This is a genomic window from Burkholderia sp. APQ4-4ca (assembly GCF_057837105.1).
Map to the genome: position 1 here is coordinate 74,156 of NZ_JBYQCG010000067.1, position 23,763 is coordinate 97,918.

General features: G+C 68.7%; 18 protein-coding genes. 10 read left to right on the plus strand and 8 right to left on the minus strand.

Annotated features, from left to right (window positions below):
* Positions 1-71 precede the first annotated feature (71 nt).
* Both AC3IFE_RS04990 and AC3IFE_RS04995 read right to left on the minus strand, forming a co-directional pair.
* Complete coding sequence (locus AC3IFE_RS04990; RefSeq protein ID WP_489189773.1) at positions 72-1,856, minus strand: SWIM zinc finger family protein; 1,785 nt, start codon at positions 1,854-1,856, stop codon at positions 72-74.
* 70 nt (positions 1,857-1,926) lie between these two features.
* Positions 1,927-3,003 (minus strand): MBL fold metallo-hydrolase, encoded by a 1,077-nt coding sequence (locus tag AC3IFE_RS04995; RefSeq protein WP_301739932.1) that lies wholly within the window; start codon positions 3,001-3,003, stop codon positions 1,927-1,929.
* 304 nt (positions 3,004-3,307) lie between these two features.
* Here AC3IFE_RS04995 and aceK point away from each other — a divergent pair, with 304 nt between their 5' ends.
* The 9 genes from aceK to bioB all read left to right on the plus strand — a co-directional run bounded on the left by aceK (position 3,308) and on the right by bioB (position 13,409).
* The gene (gene aceK, locus AC3IFE_RS05000) at positions 3,308-5,125 is read left to right on the plus strand and encodes a bifunctional isocitrate dehydrogenase kinase/phosphatase (RefSeq protein WP_489189774.1); all 1,818 of its coding nucleotides are present in this window, start codon (positions 3,308-3,310) and stop codon (positions 5,123-5,125) included.
* 53 nt (positions 5,126-5,178) lie between these two features.
* Entirely contained in the window at positions 5,179-5,946 is a 768-nt protein-coding gene (gene can, locus AC3IFE_RS05005) for a carbonate dehydratase (RefSeq protein WP_089468586.1), read from the plus strand.
* Between the two features lie 111 nt (positions 5,947-6,057).
* Positions 6,058-6,735: an SDR family oxidoreductase gene (locus AC3IFE_RS05010; RefSeq protein ID WP_489189775.1), complete on the plus strand. Its 678-nt coding sequence runs from the start codon at positions 6,058-6,060 to the stop codon at positions 6,733-6,735.
* A 39-nt stretch (positions 6,736-6,774) separates the two neighbouring features.
* Positions 6,775-7,212, plus strand: a complete 438-nt coding sequence (locus AC3IFE_RS05015; RefSeq protein WP_489189776.1) for a YchJ family protein — start codon at positions 6,775-6,777, stop codon at positions 7,210-7,212.
* Between the two features lie 106 nt (positions 7,213-7,318).
* Positions 7,319-8,587 carry a dienelactone hydrolase family protein gene (locus tag AC3IFE_RS05020; protein ID WP_089468589.1) on the plus strand — a complete coding sequence of 423 codons (1,269 nt, stop codon included), beginning with the start codon at positions 7,319-7,321 and terminating at the stop codon, positions 8,585-8,587.
* 513 nt (positions 8,588-9,100) lie between these two features.
* Complete coding sequence (bioA, locus tag AC3IFE_RS05025) at positions 9,101-10,447, plus strand: adenosylmethionine--8-amino-7-oxononanoate transaminase (protein ID WP_489189777.1); 1,347 nt, start codon at positions 9,101-9,103, stop codon at positions 10,445-10,447.
* Positions 10,444-11,631, plus strand: coding sequence for an 8-amino-7-oxononanoate synthase (bioF, locus tag AC3IFE_RS05030; RefSeq protein ID WP_489189778.1), 1,188 nt, complete (start codon positions 10,444-10,446; stop codon positions 11,629-11,631). Before bioA ends, bioF begins: the two co-directional genes overlap by 4 nt.
* Complete coding sequence (bioD, locus tag AC3IFE_RS05035; RefSeq protein WP_489189779.1) at positions 11,628-12,350, plus strand: dethiobiotin synthase; 723 nt, start codon at positions 11,628-11,630, stop codon at positions 12,348-12,350. The genes bioF and bioD overlap by 4 nt, the downstream gene beginning before the upstream one ends.
* A 39-nt stretch (positions 12,351-12,389) precedes the next feature.
* A complete protein-coding gene (gene bioB, locus AC3IFE_RS05040) occupies positions 12,390-13,409 on the plus strand; it encodes a biotin synthase BioB (protein WP_489189780.1) in 1,020 nt (339 codons plus the stop codon).
* A 61-nt stretch (positions 13,410-13,470) separates the two neighbouring features.
* Here bioB and AC3IFE_RS05045 read toward each other — a convergent pair whose 3' ends face one another.
* The 5 genes from AC3IFE_RS05045 to AC3IFE_RS05065 all read right to left on the minus strand — a co-directional run bounded on the left by AC3IFE_RS05045 (position 13,471) and on the right by AC3IFE_RS05065 (position 17,670).
* Complete coding sequence (locus AC3IFE_RS05045) at positions 13,471-14,559, minus strand: suppressor of fused domain protein (protein WP_489189781.1); 1,089 nt, start codon at positions 14,557-14,559, stop codon at positions 13,471-13,473.
* A gap of 50 nt (positions 14,560-14,609) precedes the next feature.
* Positions 14,610-15,335: a copper homeostasis protein CutC gene (locus AC3IFE_RS05050; RefSeq protein ID WP_489189782.1), complete on the minus strand. Its 726-nt coding sequence runs from the start codon at positions 15,333-15,335 to the stop codon at positions 14,610-14,612.
* A 109-nt stretch (positions 15,336-15,444) separates the two neighbouring features.
* Entirely contained in the window at positions 15,445-15,849 is a 405-nt protein-coding gene (locus AC3IFE_RS05055) for a hypothetical protein (protein WP_489189783.1), read from the minus strand.
* Positions 15,846-16,232 (minus strand): hypothetical protein, encoded by a 387-nt coding sequence (locus tag AC3IFE_RS05060; RefSeq protein WP_089468598.1) that lies wholly within the window; start codon positions 16,230-16,232, stop codon positions 15,846-15,848. The genes AC3IFE_RS05055 and AC3IFE_RS05060 overlap by 4 nt, the downstream gene beginning before the upstream one ends.
* Positions 16,233-16,383: 151 nt before the next feature.
* Positions 16,384-17,670 carry a sensor domain-containing phosphodiesterase gene (locus AC3IFE_RS05065; protein ID WP_301739942.1) on the minus strand — a complete coding sequence of 429 codons (1,287 nt, stop codon included), beginning with the start codon at positions 17,668-17,670 and terminating at the stop codon, positions 16,384-16,386.
* A gap of 313 nt (positions 17,671-17,983) precedes the next feature.
* Here AC3IFE_RS05065 and AC3IFE_RS05070 point away from each other — a divergent pair, with 313 nt between their 5' ends.
* Positions 17,984-19,651 (plus strand): Na+/H+ antiporter, encoded by a 1,668-nt coding sequence (locus AC3IFE_RS05070; RefSeq protein ID WP_301739943.1) that lies wholly within the window; start codon positions 17,984-17,986, stop codon positions 19,649-19,651.
* A 96-nt stretch (positions 19,652-19,747) separates the two neighbouring features.
* Here AC3IFE_RS05070 and AC3IFE_RS05075 read toward each other — a convergent pair whose 3' ends face one another.
* Positions 19,748-23,320: an indolepyruvate ferredoxin oxidoreductase family protein gene (locus AC3IFE_RS05075; protein WP_489189784.1), complete on the minus strand. Its 3,573-nt coding sequence runs from the start codon at positions 23,318-23,320 to the stop codon at positions 19,748-19,750.
* Positions 23,321-23,763 lie beyond the last annotated feature (443 nt).

Consider the following 23,763-nt stretch of genomic DNA (forward strand, 5'->3'; position numbering starts at 1 on the left):
GCGAGCACGGTGTCGTCGACGGCCCGCACATCGATATTCACCTCCATCTACCCTCCCTTCCGCCGGCCGCATCACGCGCCGAGCTTCTCGAGCAGCTTGATGAAGTTGCGTTTCGCCCGGTAGGTCTTGCGAATGGCTTCCAGTTCCGCGTCGAATGCCGCCTCCTGACGATGCGCAACCCGGAGCCCACGAATCTCGCGCACGATACCGAATGCCTCGTCGTACCGCGCACTGCCCGCGCCATGGTCGAGCGCGAACGGCAGATACCGGTGATACAGCGCGATCGCGTCGTCCGGATGCGTCTTCGCGCGCGCCGCCGCCATCGTCGGCCATACGAGGGTATCGACCGGCCCGCCCTGGAACGCCTCCCACGCTGCGTCGTCATCCCGCTCCGCAAGCAAAAGCTTCACCAGTTCGGTGCGCGGCGGCGGCTCCCAGCTTCGTGCGCCGACGCTCGGCCGCCCCGCCGATTCCCGCTCGCGGGCAAGCGACTGGAAATGCGAGATCGCACGCGCTTTCACGGCGGCGTCTCGCCTGATCCGCTTCGCGACCTTCATCAACGCGCGAAATGCCTCCGCCGTCGGGTAATGCGCGAAGCGTTGCCACGCAAGCTCGTCCGCCCGATCGAACGCGCGTCGGCGCACATGCTCTTCGATGCAGAAGCCAAGCAGGCGGTCGTCGTGCCGGTCCTTCAGCTCGCGCATCCCGCGTTCGGCCCATGCGAGCCCCTCGTCGAAACGACGGTGCGCCGCGCACAATTCGGCGATCTGCGCATACCGGTACGACGCCGACAGGTCCTTCGACCAGATGCGTATCAGCGCGTCGACGTCGCCGTCATGTTTCGCGAGCGTCTCCATCGCATGTTCCAGATTGTGGCGCACCGTGTCATGTGCGTACTCGTCGCGCTTGTTCGCCGGCTGCGCGGGCAGCACGGCCCAACTCTCCTCTACCCGCTCCCGATAACGGCTCAATCCCGCGTCACCCAGCGCCGGTGCGTACGCCGGCAGCACATCGCGGAACGTATCCCACTGGCCGCCGGCTTGCAGACGAAACAGCCGGTCGGCCAGCTTCACCGGATCCGGCCGCGTCTGAATGCACGCATCGAGATGCAGAGCGGCCAGTTCGCCGATGCCGGGCGCGACGCTGCCGTCCGAATCGTCGATCTGTTCGAGGCTCGCTTCCGCGTCGGCAATCGCCAGCTCTGTCAGCTCGACGACCTGCGCTGCATGGGCGCCCGCCAGTTGTCGGCGCAGCATGTCGGCGAGTTCAAACAGCCCTTCTCCAAAAATGTGCGCTTCGTCCCAGCCAAGCGGCCGCGACACACGGGCCATTTGCCGGACGGCGGTGCGCAGGCTCGCGATGTCGTCGGCATTCGCGGCACGTGCGTCGAACAGCAGCCTGTCGCGCAACGATCGGTCGCGCTCGGCCGCGTCGAGCAGGTAACGGCGCAACGCGTGCTCGTCGAGCGTCTCCAGATGATCGCGAATCAGCTCCGCGTGCGTCTTGCGCTTGCGCCGCGGCCGCGCCGGCTCGGGCGCTTCGTCGTGAAAGACCGTTTCGCCGCTGTCGCCCAGCCACGACAACGCAACCGCCACCGCATGCTTGCAGAACGCGCCGCCGTCACCGACCGGGCAATTGCACGCGTAGTCCAGCGTGTCGTCGTTACCCACCGCGAATGCGACGCGATAGCGATACGTGCCGCGCACGGTCGCCGACAGTTCGCCGTCGCGTTCGGTCAACCCCGAAACGGCGCCGTCGTGATGGTAAGCTCGGCCGCGCTCGAAGGATGTCGGGTCGGCCAGTGTCCGGATGGCCGACAGCGTGATGAGGTCGGAGAGACTGACATTGCGTGGCATGACTGATAGAGCGTATCGGGGCTGAATCGGAAATGATGGACAAACTGTTCCCACTCCGCAACCGGCGAACTCAGGCTCGCGCGAAGCGAATCACCCCGTCGTCTCCCTGCTCGCGCACGAGTTCGCCCGCGAGCCACAGCAGGTTCAGGTGCGCGAGCGCCTCGCCGAGCGCGAAGGTCATCTGGTGGATGTCGAGCTCGCGGCGGCGGAACATGATCGGCACGACGTCGGCCGCGCTCATCGGCTGCTCCGCGCACGCGACGCGCACTTCGGCCAGGCGCGCATCGTGGTGTTCGCGCAGTTGCGCGATGCGCGTGCGCACGCCGCGGAACGGCTTGCCGTGCGACGGCAGCACGAGCGTGTCGGGCGCCATCGTCTCGTAGCGGGCGAGCGATTCGAGGTACAGCGCGAGCGGGTTCGCTTCCGGTTCGAGATCGAACACCGACACGTTCGTCGAGATGCGCGGCAGCACCATGTCGCCGGAAATCAGCACGCCGTCCGCTTCGCTGTGGAGCGCGCAATGTTCAGGCGAATGGCCGAAGCCGGTAACGACGCGCCACGTGCGCGCGCCGATCGCCACCGCGTCGCCTTCGCGCAGGCGCCGGTAGCGCGGCGGCACGGCCGGCACGAGGTCCGAGTAATAGCCGCGGCGGTTGCGCAGCTGGTCGAGCGCGGCCGGATCGGTCAGCCCGTGGCGCGCGAAGTGCTCGGCGGCGGCCGCGCCGCCCGCGTTCGACCCGTTGCCGGCCGCCATCAGGCAGCCGAACATATATTCGCCCAGCGTCATCCACAGCCGCACGTTCCAGCGGCCCTTGTCGCCGCCTTCGCACAGCCAGTTCGCGAGGCCGAAGTGATCGGGGTGGCAGTGCGTGACGAGCACGCGCAGCACGGGCAGGCCGTCGAGATGCGCGTCGAAGATCTGCTCCCAGTGCGTGCGGATCGCATCCGACGCGATCCCGCAATCGACGATCGTCCAGCCGGCCTGCCCGTCGATCTCGTCGCGCAGCAGCCAGAGATTGATGTGGTCGAGCGAGAACGGCAGCGGCATGCGCAGCCAGCGCACGCCGGGCGCGACCTCGAACGTATCGCCCGCGGCGGGCAGCGTGTCGGCGAAGGGGTACTCGAGTTGGTGTTCCAGGGCGTTCATCGGTGGGGCGTCTCGTCGTTATCGGTGCGAATGCGTGCCGGCGGCAGCGCGCGGCGGGCGGTGCGTCGATTCTATCGCCGTCGCGCGAAACGGGTGCCCGACGCACGCCGGCCCGCCAGAAAAAAGTTCGTGTCAGAATCGGTTCCGTACCCGTATCTTTACGCGAAGATGCATCGAACGGCGCCCAACGGCGATCAACGCGCCGATTGACGGCCGTTCGCGCGTCACCGCGAAAGTCATTGAAACGCCGACTTGGGCGCTAAAATGGCGAGTGCTTACAGCCCCTTGAACGAGCCTGCACGCGATGAATCACTTCCCCAAACTGCTGTCGTCGCAGATCGGTTTCGACGTCGCTCAGACGATGCTCGAATACTTCGATCGCCATTACCGGATCTTCCGCGAAGCGGCGGTCGACGCGAAGACGCTGTTCGAGCGCGGCGACTGGCACGGGCTGCAGCGGCTCGCGCGCGAGCGGATCACGTCGTACGACGATCGCGTGAAGGAATGCGTCGAGGTGCTGGAAGACGAATACGACGCGGAGAACATCGACGACGAAGTGTGGCAGCAGATCAAGCTGCACTACATCGGACTGCTCACGTCGCACCGCCAGCCCGAGTGCGCGGAAACCTTCTTCAATTCGGTGTGCTGCAAGATCCTGCACCGCTCGTATTTCAGCAACGATTTCATCTTCGTGCGCCCGGCGATCTCGACCGAGTATCTGGAGAACGACGAGCCGGCCGCGAAGCCGACCTACCGCGCGTACTATCCGGCCACCGACGGCCTCGCGGTCACGCTCGAGCGCATCGTCACGAACTTCCAGCTCGAGCCTGCGTTCGAGGATCTCACGCGCGACATCGGCTGCGTGATGCAGGCGATCGACGACGAATTCGGCCACTTCGACGAAGCGCCGAATTTCCAGATCCACGTGCTGTCGTCGCTGTTCTTCCGCAACAAGAGCGCGTACATCATCGGCCGCATCATCAACGCCGACCGCGTGCTGCCGTTCGCGGTGCCGATCCGCCACGTGCGCCCGGGCGTGCTCGCGCTCGACACCGTGCTGCTGCGCCGCGACCTGCTGCAGATCATCTTCAGCTTCTCGCACTCGTACTTCCTCGTCGACATGGGCGTGCCGTCCGCATACGTGGATTTCCTCTGCACGATCATGCCGGGCAAGCCGAAGGCCGAGATCTACACGTCGGTCGGGCTGCAGAAGCAGGGCAAGAACCTGTTCTACCGCGACCTGCTGCACCATCTGTCGCATTCGAGCGACCGCTTCATCGTCGCGCCCGGGATCAAGGGCCTCGTGATGCTCGTGTTCACGCTGCCGTCGTTCCCGTACGTGTTCAAGATCATCAAGGATTACTTCCCGCCGCCGAAGGAAACGACGCGCGCGCAGATCATGGAGAAGTACCAGCTCGTGAAGCGCCACGACCGCCTCGGGCGGATGGCCGACACGCTGGAGTATTCGAGCGTCGCGCTGCCGCTCGCGCGGCTCGATCATGCGCTCGTGCGCGAACTCGAAAAGGAAGTGCCGTCGCTGCTCGAATACGAGGACGACAAGCTCGTGATCGAGCACCTGTACATCGAGCGCCGGATGACGCCGCTGAACCTGTACCTGCAGAACGGCAGCGACGCGGACGTCGAGCACGGCGTGAAGGAATACGGCAACGCGGTGAAGGAGCTGATGAAGGCGAACATCTTCCCCGGCGACATGCTGTACAAGAATTTCGGCGTCACGCGCCACGGCCGCGTCGTGTTCTACGACTACGACGAGATCGAGTACCTGACCGACTGCAACGTGCGGCGCGTGCCGCCGCCGCGCAACGAGGAAGACGAGCTGTCCGGCGAACCGTGGTATACCGTCGGCCCGCACGACATCTTTCCGGAGACCTACGGGCCGTTCCTGCTCGGCGACCCGCGCGTGCGCGACGTCTTCATGAAGCATCACGCGGACTTTTTCGATCCCGCGCTGTGGCAGGCGAGCAAGGACAAGCTGATGCAGGGCGAATTGCCCGATTTTTATCCGTACGACACGGCCCTGCGCTTCAGCGTGCGCTACCCCGCGCGGTTCGACGCGACGGGCCGGAACGACGGCGCGGGCGACGCGCAGCGCGCCGCCTGACGCCGGTGCCCCCACCGATATCGACTTGATTTCCGCCAACGGGATCCACACCGATGACTACCCAAGACAATCCGCTTTCACATCTGTTCGACAACAACGATGCCTGGGTCAAACGCCAGCTCGCCGACGATCCCGATTTCTTCGCACGGCTCGCCGACCAGCAGGCGCCGGAATATCTGTGGATCGGCTGCTCCGATTCGCGCGTGCCGGCGAACCAGATCATCGGCCTGCCGCCGGGTGAAGTGTTCGTGCACCGCAACATCGCGAACGTGGTCGTGCACAGCGACCTGAACTGCCTGTCGGTGATCCAGTTCGCGGTCGACATCCTGCGCGTGAAGCACATCATGGTGGTCGGCCACTACGGCTGCTCGGGCGTGAACGCGGCGCTGCACAACCGCCGTGTCGGCCTCGCGGACAACTGGCTGCATCACGTGCAGGACGTGCGCGAGCGCCATGCGGCGCTGCTCGACGAATGGCCGGTCGGCGAAGCGCGGTATCGCCGCCTGATCGAGCTGAATTCGATCGAACAGGTCGTCAACGTGTGCCGCACGACGATCGTCAACGACGCGTGGGCGCGCGGCCAGTCGCTCACCGTGCACGGGCTCGTGTACGGCGTGCACGACGGCCGGATGCGCAACCTCGGGATGTCCGTGTCCAACTTCGACGCGCTCGACGAGACCTACAAGCGCTGCGTGGCCGCGCTGACCGCACGCGGCCAGCACGCGCCGGACAACGACATGGTCGCGGCGGATGCCGCACGGCTCGAAGGCGTCGCGCAGGCCGTCGCCGCCACGCTGAAACCGTGCGACGACGCGCAGTAACGTGCGGTGACGCGCCCGCCGCCCGGCGGCGGCGGCCACACGGGCGCGGCGCGCCTCGAACGGACTGACACCGGCACCGCCACGGCGGCGCCAACCCAAGGAGCGACGGGTATGAAAACCGTATTGATCGTCGGCGCATCGCGCGGCCTCGGCCGCGAATTCGTCCGGCAATACCGGCGCGACGGCTGGAACGTGATCGCCACCGCGCGCGACGCGGCGTCGCTCGATGCGCTGCGTGCGCTCGACGCGCAGCCGCATGCGCTCGACATCGCGCAGCCCGCGCAGATCGCGGCGCTCGGCTGGAAGCTCGACGGCGAGCGGCTCGATGCGGCCGTGCTCGTGTCCGGCGTGTACGGGCCGCGCACCGAAGGCGTCGAGACGATCACCGCAGAGGATTTCGACGCGGTGATGCATACGAACGTGCGCGGGCCGATGCAGTTGCTGCCGATCCTGCTGCCGCTCGTCGAGGACGCGCGCGGCGTGCTGGCCGTCGTGTCGAGCCGGATGGGCAGCATCGCCGAGGCGACCGGCACGACCGGCTGGCTCTACCGCGCGAGCAAGGCCGCGCTGAACGACGCGCTGCGCATCGCGTCGCTGCAGACGCGCCATGCCGCGTGCATTTCGCTGCACCCCGGCTGGGTGCGCACCGACATGGGCGGCGCGCAGGCCGCGATCGATCCGGAAACGAGCGTGACCGGCATGCGTCGCGTGATCGCCGAATCCGCTTCGGACGTGTCCCAGGCGAACGGCCGGTTCTTCCAGTACGACGGCATCGAGCTGAGCTGGTGAACAGCGCCGGCCACCGATCGTTGTTAATTCATATTACGCATGATTTTGAATCGACCTGACGCGTGCCCGTGCGGCGGCGCGTCCGCAGCGCCCGCCGGCAACGCGCCGGCGCCGCGCTATGCGGCCTGCTGCGGCCGCTTCATCGACGGCGGGCAAGCCGCGCCGACCGCGCTCGAATTGATGCGCTCGCGGTACAGCGCGTACGTGCTCGGCGCGACCGACTACCTGCGCGCGACGTGGGCCGCGCGCACCTGCCCGCCCGATCTCGACACCGATCCGGACGCGCCGGACGCGCCGCGCTGGCTCGGCCTCGCGGTCAAACGGCACGTACCGCTCGACGACCGGCATGCAGAGGTCGAATTCGTGGCCCGCTACAAGGTCGGCGGACGCGCTTACCGGCTCCACGAGACGAGCCGTTTCGAACGCGACGAGCAGGGTTTCTGGCGCTATGTCGACGGCGAAGTAAGTGAACGCTGACAAATAGTTGCCATGTCAGACGCCGGGTAATTCCCGCATTGCACAACCTGATTTTGTCGGGCTACGATGGGTTCGACTTGGTCATGTTGCGTGGCAGGGCTTACGGATGGCGTTCAGCAAGGTATTGGTGGGATGGATGGCGGCCTGCGCGCTGTCGGCCGCTCAGGCCGGTACGCTGCCGAGCGCCGATACGGGCGCGGGCGCCAGCGGGTCGCTCGCTCACGCCGAGCATTTCGACTACGCCGACTCGAACCTGCCGCAGGTCGCCGCCGATCTCAACGAGCAGATCCTCCGCATTCCGGCCGACGCGTCGGGCGCCATCACGCTCGAGGCGACGCTGTTCAAGCCGAACGGGCCCGGCCCGTTCCCGCTCGTCGTCTTCAACCACGGCAAAAATACCGGCGATCTGCATCTGCAGCCGCGCAGCCGGCCGCTCGCGTTCGCGCGCGAATTCGTGCGCCGCGGCTATGCGGTGATCGCGCCGAATCGCCAGGGTTTCGCCGGTTCGGGCGGCACGTATCAGCAGGAAGGCTGCAACGTCGGCAAGAACGGCCTCGCGCAGGCCGCCGACGTTGATGCGACGGTGCGCTACATGTCGCGCCAGCCGTACGTCGATGCGTCGCGCATCGTCGTCGCCGGCACGTCGCACGGCGGGCTCGCGTCGGTCGCATACGGCACCGAAGCCGCGGCGGGCGTGCGCGGCATCATCAACTTCTCCGGCGGGCTGCGCCAGGACCTGTGCGACGGCTGGCAGCGCAACCTCGTCGACGCATTCGACCAGTACGGCGCGCACACGGCCGTGCGCTCGCTGTGGCTGTACGGCGACAACGATTCGGTATGGACGCCCGCGCTCGTCGCGCAGATGCACGATGCGTACGTGTCGCACGGCACGCAGGCGCAGTTCGTCGATTTCGGCCGCTACAAGGACGACGCGCACCGGCTGATCGTCGATCGCGACGGCGTGCCGGTGTGGTGGCCGGCCGTGCACGCGTTCCTCGCCGAACTGAACCTGCCCACCGCGGTGCGCTATGCGGTCGCCGACCCGCACGAGCCGAAAGCGACCGGCTACGCGTCGATCGACGCGGTCAACGCGGTGCCCTACGTCGACGAAGCCGGCCGCGAAGGCTATCGCCGCTTCCTGAACCAGCATCCGAGCCGCGCGTTCGCGGTGTCGTCGGAAGGCGCGTGGTCGTGGGCCGAAGGCGGCGACGATCCGATGGCGCTCGCGCTCGACAACTGCGCGAAGCAAGGCGCCGGCGCGTGCCGGCTGTATGCGGTCAACAACCGCGTCGTGTGGAACGCCGACACGACCCAGACGGCCGACAACGGCGATCGCGCCCGCGATACCGATACGCGCGCACTGGCTTCGCGCTGACGCGCGGCTGTCGTTTCTCCTGCTTCCCTTCGCGCGCCGTCGATTCACGCTCGCCGCGGCACTCCCCCGCCCTGCTCGTCAAATCGCGCATACGCTACGTAATGCTCGTTTTTACGAGCAATCGACTTGAATTCGCGCCAGATCTCCTCCAGTCGTCCGGCCTTGCGCCGCTCCATTGATCGGACAATCCGCGGAGCAAGATCGCCCCGTTGTCGCCACCAATACCGCCCGTCATCGTTCCCCCTATTTCGCCACCCCGGCCGCACCCCGTCCACGATTTTTTTCTGTCGGGGGGTGTCACTCGAACGTCGTCATCTGCGCGCATTCCTCCCGATCCGCCGCGTTCCGTCCCGAGCACCCGCGAACTGCGCCGAACTCCCGCCCAGCAAGGCTTTGCGGCGTTTGTAACCGCTAGTGCAACGTCCGGCGGAACACGCTAATCTCTGCGCGTTTCGTATCCCGCCGCGCGGCATTCCGTCGATGCCGCGCGGTCGTTTTACCCCCGGAGTCGCCTTGAGTACGCCAGCCACCGACGACTGGGTCGCGCGCAGCCTGCGCGCGGTCTGGCATCCCTGCACCCAGATGAAGCACCACGAGCGCCTGCCGCTCGTCCCCGTCGCGCGCGGCGCGGGCCTGTGGCTGTACGACCGTGACGGCCGCCGCTACTTCGACGCGATCAGCTCGTGGTGGGTCAACCTGTTCGGCCATGCGAACCCGGACATCAACGCGGCGCTGAAGGACCAGCTCGACACGCTCGAGCACGCGATGCTCGCCGGCTGCACGCACGAGCCCGCGATCGAGCTCGCCGAACGGCTGCATGCGCTCACCGCGCGCACGCTCGGCCATGCGTTCTTCGCGTCGGACGGCGCGTCGGCCGTCGAGATCGCGCTGAAGATGAGCTTCCACGCGTGGCGCAACCGCGGCCGCGCGAACAAGCAGGAATTCGTCTGCGTCGCGAACAGCTATCACGGCGAGACGATCGGCGCGCTCGGCGTGACCGACGTCGCGCTGTTCAAGGATGCGTACGACCCGCTGATCCGCCACGCGCACGTGGTCGCGTCGCCCGATGCGCGCGGCGCGCTGCCGGGCGAGACGGCCGCCGACGTCGCGGGCCGCGCGCTCGCGGACGTGCGCCGACTGTTCGTCGAGCGCGGCGACCGGATCGCCGCGCTGATCGTCGAGCCGCTCGTGCAATGCGCGGCCGGCATGGCGATGCACGATCCGTCGTACGTGCGCGGGCTGCGCGCGCTGTGCGACGAATTCGGCGTGCACCTGATCGCCGACGAGATCGCGGTCGGGTGCGGGCGCACCGGCACCTTCTTCGCGTGCGAGCAGGCCGGCGTCTGGCCCGATTTCATGTGCCTGTCCAAAGGCATCAGCGGCGGCTACCTGCCGCTGTCGCTCGTGCTCACGCGCGACGACGTGTTCGCCGCGTTCTACGACGACGACACGACGCGCGGCTTCCTGCACTCGCATTCGTACACCGGCAACCCGCTCGCGTGCCGCGCGGCGGTCGCGACGCTCGACCTGTTCGCGCGCGACGACGTGCTCGCGAGCAATGCCCGCAAATCGGCGACGCTGCGCGCGGCGCTGGCACCGCTCGACGCGCACCCCCAAGTGCGCCACCTGCGCGAGCGCGGCACGCTGTTCGCGTTCGACGTCGCGCTCGACGGCGACGCGGCGCGCGGCTTCTCGCGGCGTTTCTTCGAACACGCGCTCGAACGCGAGCTGCTGCTGCGCCCGATCGGCACGACCGTGTACCTGATGCCGCCGTACGTGATGAGCGACGACGATATTGCGTGGCTCGCGCAGCGCACGCGCGACACGCTCGACGCGACGCTGGAGGGCCTCGGCCGATGAGCCTGCTCGACACCCTGCAACGCGGCCTCGCCGACCTCGACGCGCAAGGGCTGCGCCGCGTGCGCCGCATCGCCGACACCGCGTGCGACGCGCGCATGACCGTGAACGGCCGCGAGATCGTCGGCTTCGCGAGCAACGACTACCTCGGCCTCGCCGCGCATCCGGCGCTCGTCGCCGCGTTCGCCGAAGGCGCGCAGCGCTACGGCTCCGGCAGCGGCGGCTCGCACCTGCTCGGCGGCCATTCGCGCGCGCACGCCAAACTGGAAGACGAACTCGCGGGCTTCGCGGGCGGCTTCTCCGATGCGCCGCGCGCGCTGTACTTCAGCACCGGCTACATGGCGAACCTCGCCGCGATGACGGCGCTCGCCGGCAACGGCGCGACGATCTTCTCCGACGCGCTGAACCACGCATCGCTGATCGACGGCATGCGGCTGTCGCGCGCGAACGTGCAGGTCTATCCGCATGCGGACATGGCCACGCTCGCCGCGCTGCTCGACGCATCGGATGCCGAAACGAAGCTGATCGTCAGCGACACCGTATTCAGCATGGATGGCGACCTCGCGCCGCTCGCCGAACTCGTCGCGCTGGCCGAGCGCCACGGCGCGTGGCTCGTCGTCGACGACGCGCACGGCTTCGGCGTGCTCGGCCCGCAAGGCCGCGGCGCGCTCGCGGCCGCCGCGCTGCGGTCGCCGCATCTGGTGTACGTCGGCACGCTCGGCAAGGCGGCCGGCGTCGCCGGCGCATTCGTGATCGCGCATGAGACCGTGATCGAATGGCTGATCCAGCGCGCGCGCAGCTATATCTTCACGACGGCCGCGCCGCCGGCCGTCGCGCATGCGGTATCGGCGAGCCTGAAAGTGATCGCGGGCGACGAAGGCGACGCGCGCCGCTCGCACCTCGCCGCGCTGATCGATCGCACGCGCGCGCTGCTGCACCGCACGCGCTGGCAGCCGGTCGATTCGCACACGGCCGTGCAGCCGCTCGTGATCGGCAGCAACGACGCGACGCTCGCGGCGATGCGCGCGCTCGACGCGCACGGCCTGTGGGTGCCGGCGATCCGGCCGCCGACGGTGCCGGCCGGCACGTCGCGGCTGCGCGTGTCGCTGTCGGCCGCGCATTCGTTCGACGATCTGGCAAGGCTCGAGGCCGCGTTGATCGAAGCCAGCGACGAGGCAGCAGCATGACCAACGCCCCGCTCTCCGTTTTCATCACCGGCACCGACACCGAAATCGGCAAGACCTTCGTGTCGGCCGCGATGCTGCACGGCTTCGCGCGGCACGGCCTGCGCGCGGCCGCTTTGAAGCCGGTCGCGGCCGGCGCGTACGAACGCGACGGCGTGTGGCGCAACGAGGATGCCGACCAGCTCGACGCCGCCGCGAACGTCGTGCTGCCGCCCGAACTGCGCACGCCGTTTCTGCTGAAAGCGCCGGCCGCGCCGCATATCGTCGCCGCGCAGGAAGGCGTGACGCTCGACCTCGACACGATCGTCGCGTGCCATCGCGAAGCGCTGACGCGCGCGGACGTGGTCGTCGTCGAAGGCGTCGGCGGTTTCCGCGTGCCGCTGAACGACACGCAGGACACCGCCGATCTCGCGGTCGCGCTCGGCCTGCCCGTCGTGCTCGTCGTCGGCGTCCGGCTCGGCTGCATCAGCCACGCGCTGCTGACGGCCGACGCGATTCGCCGGCGCGGCCTCACGCTCGCGGGCTGGGTCGCGAACCACGTCGACCCGGCCATGTCGTTCGCCGACGAGAACGTCGCGACGATTCGCGACTGGCTCGCGCGCGAGCACCGCGCACCGCTGCTCGGCCGCATCGCGCACGTGACGCCGGCCGCCCCCGAATCCGCCGCGGCGATGCTCGACATCGCCGCGCTCGTCGAATCGCTGCGCGCCGCGCGGCATTGACCCAACCGATCCCCCATCCCGCCAGGACAGGAAAACGAAATGACCCAAGCCCAGACCGCCGCCGTGCAACCCGACGCGATTCCCGTGGCGGCGCCGACGCCGCAGCGCTGGCGCGTCGCCGACGTCGTCGCGCTGTTCGAGCTGCCGTTCAACGACCTGATGTTCCGCGCGCAGCAGGTGCATCGCGAGCACTTCGACGCGAACGCGGTGCAGTTGTCGACGCTGCTGTCGATCAAGACGGGCGGCTGCGAGGAAGATTGCGGCTATTGCTCGCAGTCGTCGCATCACGACACGGGCCTGAAGGCCGAGAAGCTGATGGACGTCGACACGGTGCTCGACGCCGCGCGCGCGGCGAAGGCGAACGGCGCGAGCCGCTTCTGCATGGGCGCCGCATGGCGCAACCCGAAGGAGCGTCACATGCCCGCGCTGACCGAGATGGTGCGCGGCGTGAAGGAACTCGGCCTCGAGACCTGCATGACGCTCGGCATGCTGGAAAACGAACAGGCTCGGCAGCTCGCCGATGCGGGCCTCGACTACTACAACCACAACCTCGACACGTCGCCGGAGTTCTACGGCCAGGTGATCTCGACGCGCACGTACCAGGATCGCCTCGACACGCTCGACCGCGTGCGCGACGCGGGCATCAACGTGTGCTGCGGCGGCATCATCGGGATGGGTGAATCGCGCCGCGAGCGCGCGGGCCTGATCTCGCAGCTCGCGAACCTGAACCCGTATCCGGAATCGGTGCCGATCAACAACCTCGTCGCGATCGAAGGCACGCCGCTCGAAGGCACCGCGCCGCTCGACCCGTTCGAGTTCGTGCGCACGATCGCGGTCGCGCGCATCACGATGCCGAAGGCCGTCGTGCGCCTGTCGGCCGGGCGCGAGCAGCTCGACGACGCGATGCAGGCGATGTGCTTCCTCGCGGGTGCGAACTCGATGTTCTACGGCGACCAGCTGCTGACGACGAGCAACCCGCAGACGCAGCGCGACCGTGCGCTGTTCGAGCGCCTCGGCATCCGCGCGAGCCAGGCCGACATGCTGGCGGAAAACGCGTAAGCGATCGCGGCCGGCGGGCCGTGACCGCCAACGACAAAGCCGGGGCGCGCCCCGGCTTTTTTCATCCGATCGTCTGCACCGGATTGCCCTGCGCGTCACGGATCACGGTCTTCTCCACCCGCCAGCGCACGCCATCGAGCCCGTCGATCGCGTACTCGCCGGCACGCGGCTTCAGCGTGCGCGCCAGCGCCTGGACCGTCGCATCGGTGAGCCGCAGCGTCGGCGTGCCGTCTTCGTCGGTCACGCCGTTCGCATCGCCGCGCACGAACCGCACCGCGCCGTCGTGACCGACGAGGCGAAACGGCCGATCGAACGGCAGCCGCAGCGGCAACAGCGTGACGAGTTCGTCGACCTGCCGCGCGCCGACGGTGATCTCGATCACCGGCGCGCGCAGCAGCCGCTTGCGGGTTTCCCAGCCGAGCACGTCGGTGAACAGGTAGCCGCTCGCCGAGCCGTCGCGCTGCGTGCCCGCATCGACCTGCTCGCGCACGTCCGCGCGTTCGAGCAGGGACGCGCGACCGAGATCGGTCACCCACAGCGGCATGTGCGGCAGCAGCGTGTCGAGCAGCGCGCGCGTGCGCCAGCGCTTCGCGGCACGTTCCTCGTCGAGCGTCAGCCCGACGACCTGCAGGAACGCGAGACGGCCGTGCGGCGTGTCGATTGCCGGCAGTTCCGGATCGAACGCGAAGCCCATCGAGCAGAGCGCCGTATCGGTATCGAGCGCGATCGGGCCGTTGGCCGTCATCCAGTGGCCGTCGTCGAACGCGTTGCCGCTCTGGAACACGTAGCGTGCGAGATTCTGCAGGAAGCTGAACACCCAGCGCGGCGGCTCGTCGTCGCCGGCCGCGCACGCAACGCGCATCGTCAACTCGAAGCCGAAGCCGCTGACGGCCGGATCGTCCGACTCCTTCGCATACAGCTCGCTCAGCCCATACGTGACGAAATGCCAGTGCGGCACGGGTTCCGCGCGCTGCCACACGCTGATCCCGTCGAGCGGATCGGGGCCGCCGAGGCGCCACTTGACCAGCGTGCCGTAGTGCTTCGGCGCCTGGCCCGGATAAAGGTGCGCGAGCGCAGCGTCGATCGCGTCCCAGCCGGGCGCGGCATCGTCGTTCGCGCCGTCTTGCGTGTCCTGCGTGGCGTCCGTCATGTGGCCCTCTCTTCCCGATGATGTCATGTCTTGTGGTGTCGGTGCGTGCGTCACACGTGCGACGCCGCGCCGTCGAGCGCCGCGCGCACGCGCTCGACGCGCTGCGCGTCGACGGGCGCCAGCACCTCGCCACGCGGCCGCACGCCCGAGCCGAAATGCACCGCGCGCACGCCGGTGGCGCGCACGAAATCGCCGACCGCATCGACCGTGAGCCCCGAGCCGGCCAGCACCGTGCAGGTCGTGCCCGCCGCCTGCCGCACGAGCCGCGTGATCGTCGCGACCGCGTCGAGCACCGACGGATGGCCACCCGACGTCAGCACGGACGTGACGGCCGGCACGCGCAGCAGCGCGTCGAACGCGGCATTGAGATCGCGCGCGACGTCGAACGCGCGGTGGAACGTGAGCGCGCGCCCGTCCGCGGCGGCCGCGATCCGGGCCAGCGCGCCGAGATCGACGTCGCCGTGCGCATCGAGCGCGCCGAACACGACGCCGTTCGCGCCGGCCGCGACGGCCGCGCGCACGTCGCGCTCGATCACGCGCAGATCGTCGGCGTCATAGACGAACGAGCGGCTGTGCGGACGCACGATCACGTTGACGGGAATCGGCACGGCGGCCACGACGGCCTCGATCAGGCCGACGCTCGGCGTCAGCCCGCCTTCGGTGATCGCGGTCACGAGTTCGAGACGGTCGGCGCCCGCGCGGGCGGCGACCTTCGCATCGCCGACGGTCGTGGCGATCACTTCGAGAAGAACGGAAGAAGCGGCATGTCGGTTCATGGGCGGCCCGCGAATCGTCTGGACAATTCGCGCATCCTAGCCGAGCCGCGTGACGGACGCCAGCGGGCCGGCGGCCGCGTGCTTCAGCCGCGTACTTCAGCCCGGTACGTCAGCCGCGCCGCACGAGCCAGACGCCGACGAGCGCGGACAACGCGGTCACGCCGGTGCCGGGCATGAAGCGGAACATCCGCGCGTCGAAGTACGCGCCCTGCTGCTGCATCACGTCGACGATCGCCGGTGTGAGCACGAGCATCCCCCAGCTCACCATCCCGAGCGCGGTGGTCGCGGCCGCGGCGAGCAGCACGATGCCCGCGCCGCGCGCACGCGGCCGGAATGCGCCGGCAAACGCGCCCGCGGCCAGCAGCATGGCGGACACCGCGAACAGCACGGCGACGACTATCGCCGTCGCGCCCGCCTGCCCGACTTTCAGGAACGCGGCCGTTTGCGCGGCGATCACGCAGAAGCCGGCGATCGAGAACAGCACGATCGCCAGCGCGTTACGCACGACGCTCATGCAAGGGCCTGCCTGAAATACGCGGTCGCGGGGCGCCGGAACAGCAGGTAGACGAACACCGCGAACAGCAGGACGCCCGGGACCAGCACCATGAGCATCGACGCCGGCATGTTGATCAACGAGAACCCCATGCCGAATACGAACGTCACGATATAGGCCTTGCGCGACCATTCGCGTCCCTTGAGGATCGCGATGCCGATCACGACGTTGGCGGCTTCGACGATCATGCTGATGCCGAACGTGGCCCACACGGGCAGCAGGTAGTGCGACAGCAGCGCCTGGGTGGCCGGCATGCCGATCGAGAACGGCGTGTAGACGCAGGTGATCGCGTTGGTGACGATGATGATCCACGCGAGGATGGTCAGCGAAATCGGTCTTTTCATGGTGTTTTCCTTTTTATATTCGCCGCCATGGTGGCCCCCCGGACGGCGCGCGCGGTCACGACGGCCGCGGTCGCGCCATTGTCGGGGAAGCGCGCGGCGAATGCAACGGCCGCCCCCGCGCCGTCGGTCGCCGCATCCGGACCGTGTGCCGCTACGCCGCTTGCGCGTCCTCGTCGATCCAGTCGATATCGCCGCACAGCACGCGCTGCGTATCGCCGACGCGCACGGCCACCGACAACGTCACGCACGGCTGCGCCTCATTGATCGACAGGTACGGCCGCGTGACCTGCACGCGCCCCGGTTCGGTGATCGCCGAGCGGAAATACGGCCGGCGCAGCCAGTTCGCGCCCTGCGCGTCCGCCAGCGGCGAAAAACGCGCCTCGGCGAGCGCGCGGTCGGCGCGCAGCACGACGTTGCGGCCCGACTGCCGGCCCCGCGCATCGAGCAGGAAGCAGCGCGCGGCCGCATCGAGCGCGAGGAAGTTCCAGCACACCTCGTCGAGCGGCTCGCCGGCCGCGAGACGCTCGGCCGCCCGTTCGAACGCACGCAGGTACGGTGCGAGCCGCTGCGCGTCGCGCCGCTCGCGCGCTTCGGTCTGCTCGCGAAAGCGCTCGGTCAGCTCGCCGATGCAGCCGGTCGCGGCCGCGCTGTCGGGCAGCCCCGGCGCCGGGCGGCCGAAGTAGTAGCCCTGCACGAAATCGGCCTCGCACGACAGCGCGATCTGCGCTTCGTGCTCGGTCTCGATCCCTTCGACGAGCACCAGCTTGCCGGCCTCGTGCAACAGCGTGACGAGGCCGTGCAGGATCGCGGTGAGCCCCGTGCGGTGCGCCGCGTGCGACAGCATGATCCGGTCGAGCTTCACGATGTCCGGGTTCAGCTGCCAGATCCGTTCGAGGTTCGAATGGCCCGCGCCGAAATCGTCGAGTGCGATCAGGAAGCCGTGCGTGCGGAACTCGCGCACGGCCTCCGCGAGCCGCTCGACGTCTTCCGCGCGCTGTTCGAGCACTTCGAGCACGATGCGCCGCGGCGGCATGCCGAGCCGTTTCAGGTTCGCGAGCAGCGCGGCCGCCTGGAACGGATCGGTGAGCACGCCCGGATGGACGTTGAGAAACAGCCACTCGCGCTCCGCGCCGAGCAGCGCGAAATTCTCCAGATGCAGCGCCTGCGCGAGCCGGTCGAGCTGCAGCAGTTCGTCCCGGCGCGCGGCTTCGCCGAACACGTCGAGCGGCGACACGGGGCGGTCGAGCGCATCGTGTGCGCGCAGCAGCGCCTCGTAGCCCACCGCGCGCTGGTGCGACAGGCTGAATATCGGCTGGAACACGGTCGTGAGCGTCAGGTCGCGGTGCTGCGTCGCCAGCCGTTCGAAGCCCGAGCTCATCTCCCGCTCGAACCGGTACGGCGACGCGGCGGCCGGACGCTCCTGTTGCACGATCGTCATGCCTTCCTCCTGGTGATGCAGTCGAACGCGACGCCCAGCGTCCGGCGAAAAACGACGAACGGGACGGCGCGCCATGTCATTGGTTGGACCCTCGGTTACCCGGCGCAAGCCGGGCGGCTGCTCTCCCTCAAGCAAGCTCCGTGCGAGGTGCCGCCAACCCCTGCGCGGTGCGGCTGTGCGGGGCTGCCGCACCACCGTGGCGCGTGTTCGACGCACCATTCCCGTGCGCACGCACCGGCCACTCGAGCGCACCCGTTACGTCGGCACGCTACACTCCGTACGATCGTTTCATTCCGCGTTATTCGCCGTCTCGATGGAAATCGTTTTCACAGTCCTCATTCTGCTGCTGACCGTCGCGCTGTCCGGCGCCGTCACGCGTCTCCTGCCGTTGCAACTGCCGCTGCCGCTGATGCAGATCGCGTTCGGCGCGATGCTCGCGTGGCCGAAGCTGAACCTGCACGTCACGTTCGACCCCGAGATCTTCATGCTGCTGTTCATTCCGCCGCTGCTGTTCGCGGACGGCTGGCGGATTCCGAAGCGCGAGCTTTACCTGCAGCGCCGCGCGATCCTGATGCTCGCGTTCGGGCTCGTGTTCATGACGGTACTCGCAGTCGGCTACTTCGCGCATTGGCTGATTCCCGAGTTGCCGCTGCCGATCGCGTTCGCGCTCGCGGCCGTGCTGTCGCCGACCGACGCGGTCGCGCTTTCCGGGATCGCCGGCAAGGGTCGCATTCCGCCGCAACTGATGCACATCCTCGAAGGCGAAGCGCTGATGAACGACGCGTCGGGCCTCGTCGCACTGAAGTTCGCGATCGCGGCCGCGCTGACGGGCGTGTTCTCGCTGCGCGCCGCGTCGGTCACGTTCGTGATCGTCGCGGCCGGCGGGCTCGCGACGGGCGCGATCGTCGCGTGGCTGTTCAGCGCGCTGTCGACGCGCTTCCTGAATGCCGAGCAGGAGGGCGACCCGGCCCCCGGCATCGTGATGACGCTGCTGGTGCCGTTCGCGGCCTACCTGTTCGCCGAGCACCTCGACCTGTCGGGCGTGCTCGCGGCCGTCTCGGCCGGGATGATGATGAACTACACGAGCTTCTCCCGCAAAAGCACCGTCGCGTCGCGCGTGCGCGCCGAAAGCACGTGGGCGCTGATCGAGTTCGTGTTCAACGGCATGGTGTTCATCATGCTCGGGCTGCAGTTGCCGCACATCATCGGCCGTGCGCTCGTCGACGCGCACCATACGAGCGACGCGCTGGTCGGCCGGATGATCTTCAACGTGTGCGCGATGATGCTCGCGCTGTATGCGATCCGCTTCCTGTGGGTGTGGCTGCTGCGCTGGTTCGCGAGCCGCCGCGCCGCGCGCCATGGCCTCGCCGGCACGATGGCCGGCGTGCGCACGATCGCGGTGATGACGGTGGGCGGCGTGCGCGGCGCGGTCACGCTCGCCGGCGTGCTGTCGATCCCGGTCGCGCTGTCCGACGGCGCGCCGCTGCCGGGCCGCGACACCGCGGTCTTCATCGCGTCGGCCGTGATCCTCGGCTCGCTGATCGTCGCGGTGATCGGCCTGCCGCTGCTGCTGCGCGGCGTGCGCTCGTCGCGCAACCCGCTCGGCGACGAGGAGCGCATCGCACGCTCGGCCGCCGCGCAGGCCGCGATCCGCGCGATCGATGCGTCGCACGACGCGATCTCGGCCGATCTCGACGAATCGGGCGCGGCGCGCTGCGCGGACATCTCCGCACGCGTGATGGATCAATACCGCCGACGGCTCGCCGCGCTGGCCGACGACGGCCCCACGCCGCGCGCGCAAGCGAAGCAGACCGAAACGATGGAATTGCAGATGCGGATCGCGGCCGTGCGCGCCGAACGCTCGGCGCTGTACCGGCTGCGCGGCGACAGCAAGATTTCCGACGAGACGCTGACGAAGCTGATTCGCGAGATCGACCTGTCGGAAACCGCGCTGTCGACGCGCAAGAAAGGCATTGTTTGACGGGCCGGCGGCGGCCTGCGCGCCGCCACCGAGGACCATAAAAAAACGGCGACGCTCACACGAGCATCGCCGTTTTCACATCCGCCCGCCGCGACGTTACTTCGCGACGACGACCGGAATCCCCTTCAGCATCCCCGCGCCCTTCAGCTCGTCGAGCGCGTGCTGGACGGCCGCGCTCGTCGCCGCGTCGATGCCGAGCTGCAACGCGAGCTCGCGTTCCGCGCGCTTCACGCCGGCCAGGTTGCGCACCTTCACGTGACCGAAGCCGCGCACGCGCGCGTGCAGGTCGGCCAACTGCGCGACCTGCGCCGCGTTGCCGGCGGTCATCGCGGCGAATGCACGCGTGAGCGTGGTCTCGTAGTCGTCGGCCAGCGCGCGCTCCATCTTGCGCTCGACCGTGCGGCCGAACGGATCGAGCCACGTGCCGCGCAGGCTGCGCACGCGCGCCAGCACGCCGAACACCGGCCACATCCACTGGCCGAACACGCGTTTCTTCGGCGTGCTGCCGTCGCTGCCGGCCTTCGCGAGCGTCGGCGGCGCCAGGTTGAACTTCACGCGGTACGTCTGTCCCGGCACGCCTTCGAACTGCGCTTCGAGCGCCGTGCGGAAGGCGTCGTCCGTATATAGCCGCGCGACTTCGTATTCGTCCTTCACCGCGAGCAGCCGGTAGAACGTCGTCGCGACCGCGCGCGTCAGCGCGTCGTCGCCCTTCGCCTGCGCCGCGCTCACCAGCGCACGGTAGCGCTCGACGTAGCGCGCGCCGCCGTACGCGTCGAGACGCGCCTCGCGATCGGCGATCAGCTCGGCGAGCGTCTCCGGCGCGGCATGCGCGGCCACCGCGTGCCGCGCGTTCCACAACGCGTCGAGGCCCGCCGCGTCGCCGGCCGCCATCCGGCCGATCGAGAACGCGAGCTTGTTCATCGGCACCGCGACGTTGTTCAGCTCGATCGCGCGCATCATCGCGGCGAGCGACACCGGCACGAGGCCGAGCTGCCACGCGTAGCCGAGCATCAGGATGTTCGCGCCGATCGAATCGCCGAGGAACTTCGCGGCGAGCGCCTGCGCGTCGCAGCTCGACAGGTAGCCGTCGCCGGCCGCGTGGCGCATTTTCTCGAGCAGCGCGTCCGCATGCAGGTTCGCGTCGGGGTTCTGCACGAACGACGCGTTTGGGATCCGGTGCGTGTTGACGACGATCCGCGAACGCGCGTGACGCACCGTCTGCAGCGCCTCGGCGCTCGCACCGACCACCATGTCGCACGCGAGCAGCACGTCCGCCTGCTGCGTGTCGATGCGCACCTGGTTCAGCCAGCGGTCGCTCGACGCGATCCGCACGAACGACAGCACCGAGCCGCCCTTCTGCGCGAAGCCCATGAAGTCGAGCACCGACGCGCTCTTGCCTTCGAGGTGCGCGGCCATGCTGATCAGCGCGCCCACCGTCACGACGCCGGTGCCGCCGACGCCCGTCACGAGCATGTCGAACGGCGCCGCGTCGAGGTGCGTCGCCGGCACCGGCAGCGCGTCGACACGCGCGGCCAGCGCCGCTTCGTCGAATGCGGCGCCGGCGGCCTTCTTCAGCGCCGCGCCTTCGACCGTCACGAAGCTCGGGCAGAAGCCGTTCACGCACGAATAGTCCTTGTTGCACGACGACTGGTCGATGCGGCGCTTGCGGCCGAGCGGCGTCTCGAGCGGCTCGACCGACAGGCAGTTCGACTGCACGCCGCAGTCGCCGCAGCCTTCGCACACCGCGTCGTTGATGAACAGGCGCTTGTCCGGGTCGGGGAATTCGCCCTTCTTGCGGCGGCGGCGCTTCTCGGCCGCGCAGGTCTGGTCGTAGATCAGCACCGTGACGCCCGGCGTGTCGCGCAATTCGCGCTGCACCGCGTCGAGTTCGCCGCGGTGATGGAACGTCGTGCCGGCGGGGAACTGCCCGTGATGGCCGTCGTACTTCTCCGGTTCGTCCGACACGACGACGAAGCGCGACACGCCTTCCGCCTCGACCTGCCGCGCGATCTGCGGCACCGAGATGCTGCCGTCGACCGGCTGGCCGCCCGTCATCGCGACCGCGTCGTTGTAGAGGATCTTGTACGTGATGTTCGCTTTCGCGGCGACCGCCTGGCGGATCGCGAGGATGCCCGAGTGGAAGTAGGTGCCGTCGCCGAGGTTCTGGAACACGTGCTTCGTGTGGGTGAACATCGCGTGCGCGGCCCAGTCGACGCCTTCGCCGCCCATCTGGATCAGCCCCGTCGTGTCGCGCTCCATCCACGACGCCATGAAGTGGCAGCCGATGCCGGCCTGCGCGATCGAGCCTTCCGGCACCTTCGTCGACGTGTTGTGCGGGCAGCCCGAGCAGAAGTACGGCGTGCGCTTCACCGCGTCCGCCTCGTTCGACAGGATCTGCGGCGCGACGAGATCGACGACGCGCTCGCGGCGGTCGAGCGCCGGCTTGTGCCGTGCGAGCCATTCCGCGAACACCGGCAGGATGCGCGACGGGCGCAGTTCGCCGAGTTCGGACAGCAGGCATGCGCCGGCCGCGTCGTGCTTGCCGAGCACGCGCGGGCGCGCGCCGTCCGCACGGTTGTACAGGTAGTCCTTGATCTGCTGCTCGATGACGGGGCCCTTCTCCTCGATCACCAGCACTTCGGCGAGCCCGTCGACGAAGCTTTCGACGCGGGTCATTTCGAGCGGATACGACAGGCCGACCTTGTAGATCCGCACGCCGGCCGCGTCGAGATCGGCGACCGTCAAGTCGAGGCGGCGCAGCGCTTCCATCAGGTCGAGGTGCGCCTTGCCACAGGTGACGATGCCGACGTTCGCGTGCGTGCTCGGCGCGATCCACTTGTCGATGCTGTTGGCACGCGCGAAATGGCGAACAGCGTCGAGCTTCGCCGCGAGGCGCGCCTCGATCGTGAGGCTCGGCAGGTCGGGCCAGCGGTTGTGCAGGCCGCCCGCCGGCGGCGTGAAGCCGGCCGGCGCCGGCCAGCGCGTCTGCAACGCATCGAGGTCGACGGTGGAGCCCGATTCGACCGTTTCCGAGATCGCCTTGAAGCCGACCCACGCGCCCGAGTAGCGCGACAGCGCCCAGCCGTACAGGCCGAATTCGAGCATGTCGGCGATGTTCGACGGGTTCACGACGGGCATGTGCCACGCCATCATCGCGAAGTCGCTCTGGTGCGGCATCGACGACGACACGCAGCCGTGATCGTCACCCGCGACGACCAGCACGCCGCCGTGCGGCGACGAGCCGTACGCGTTGCCGTGCTTCAGCGCGTCGCCTGCGCGATCGACGCCCGGGCCCTTGCCGTACCACATCGCATACACGCCCTCGACCGTGCGCTCGGGGTCGGCCTCGACCCGCTGCGTGCCGAGCACGGCCGTGCCGCCGAGTTCCTCGTTGATCGCGGGCAGGAAGCGCACGCCGTTCGTGTCGAGCAGTTTCTTCGCCTTCCACAGTTGCTGGTCGACCATGCCGAGCGGCGAGCCGCGGTAGCCGCTGACGAAGCCGGCCGTGTTGAGCCCCTGTTCGGTATCGACCGCGCGCTGCATCAGCAGCAGGCGGATCAGCGCCTGCGTGCCGGTCAGGAAGATCCGGCCGCGCGTCGCGGTCAGGTTGTCGGTCAGGCGGTAGTCGGACAGGGCAGGCGGGCCGTCGACGGGCAGGCGGGCGGTCATGTGGGGAAGTCTCCGGATTGTGCTGTTCTGGCCCGTGCGCGGCGGGCGTCGGATGACGCGCGGGGGCCGGCAGCGAACGACTCTATTTTTTCGCGCGCTGCCGAGAATGTTTTTCCTCATCTTGCGCGGAGCGGCCCGTGGCGAGAAAAACTGCGCAGCTTTTTGGAGGAATTTGAGATAGTTTTGGCGCGGGGCGCTGGAGGGTTGATGGAGGTGTGTTCCGGCGGTCGGGCGGTCGGGCGGAAAAGGCGGCGCGGTCGGGCACGCGGCTTGGTCGAAGAATGGCGGTTGAGCCCCGTGCGACAAGGGTTTCGGCGGCATCGGGCCGTCACCCTCACCATTGAAATGCACAGCGTTCCGATTGGTTGGTGGCGACGGATGTCCACAATGTCGCCCCCCTTCGGCTGATCGGGCTCGCGCGCTCACCGTTCGATGGCACAGCG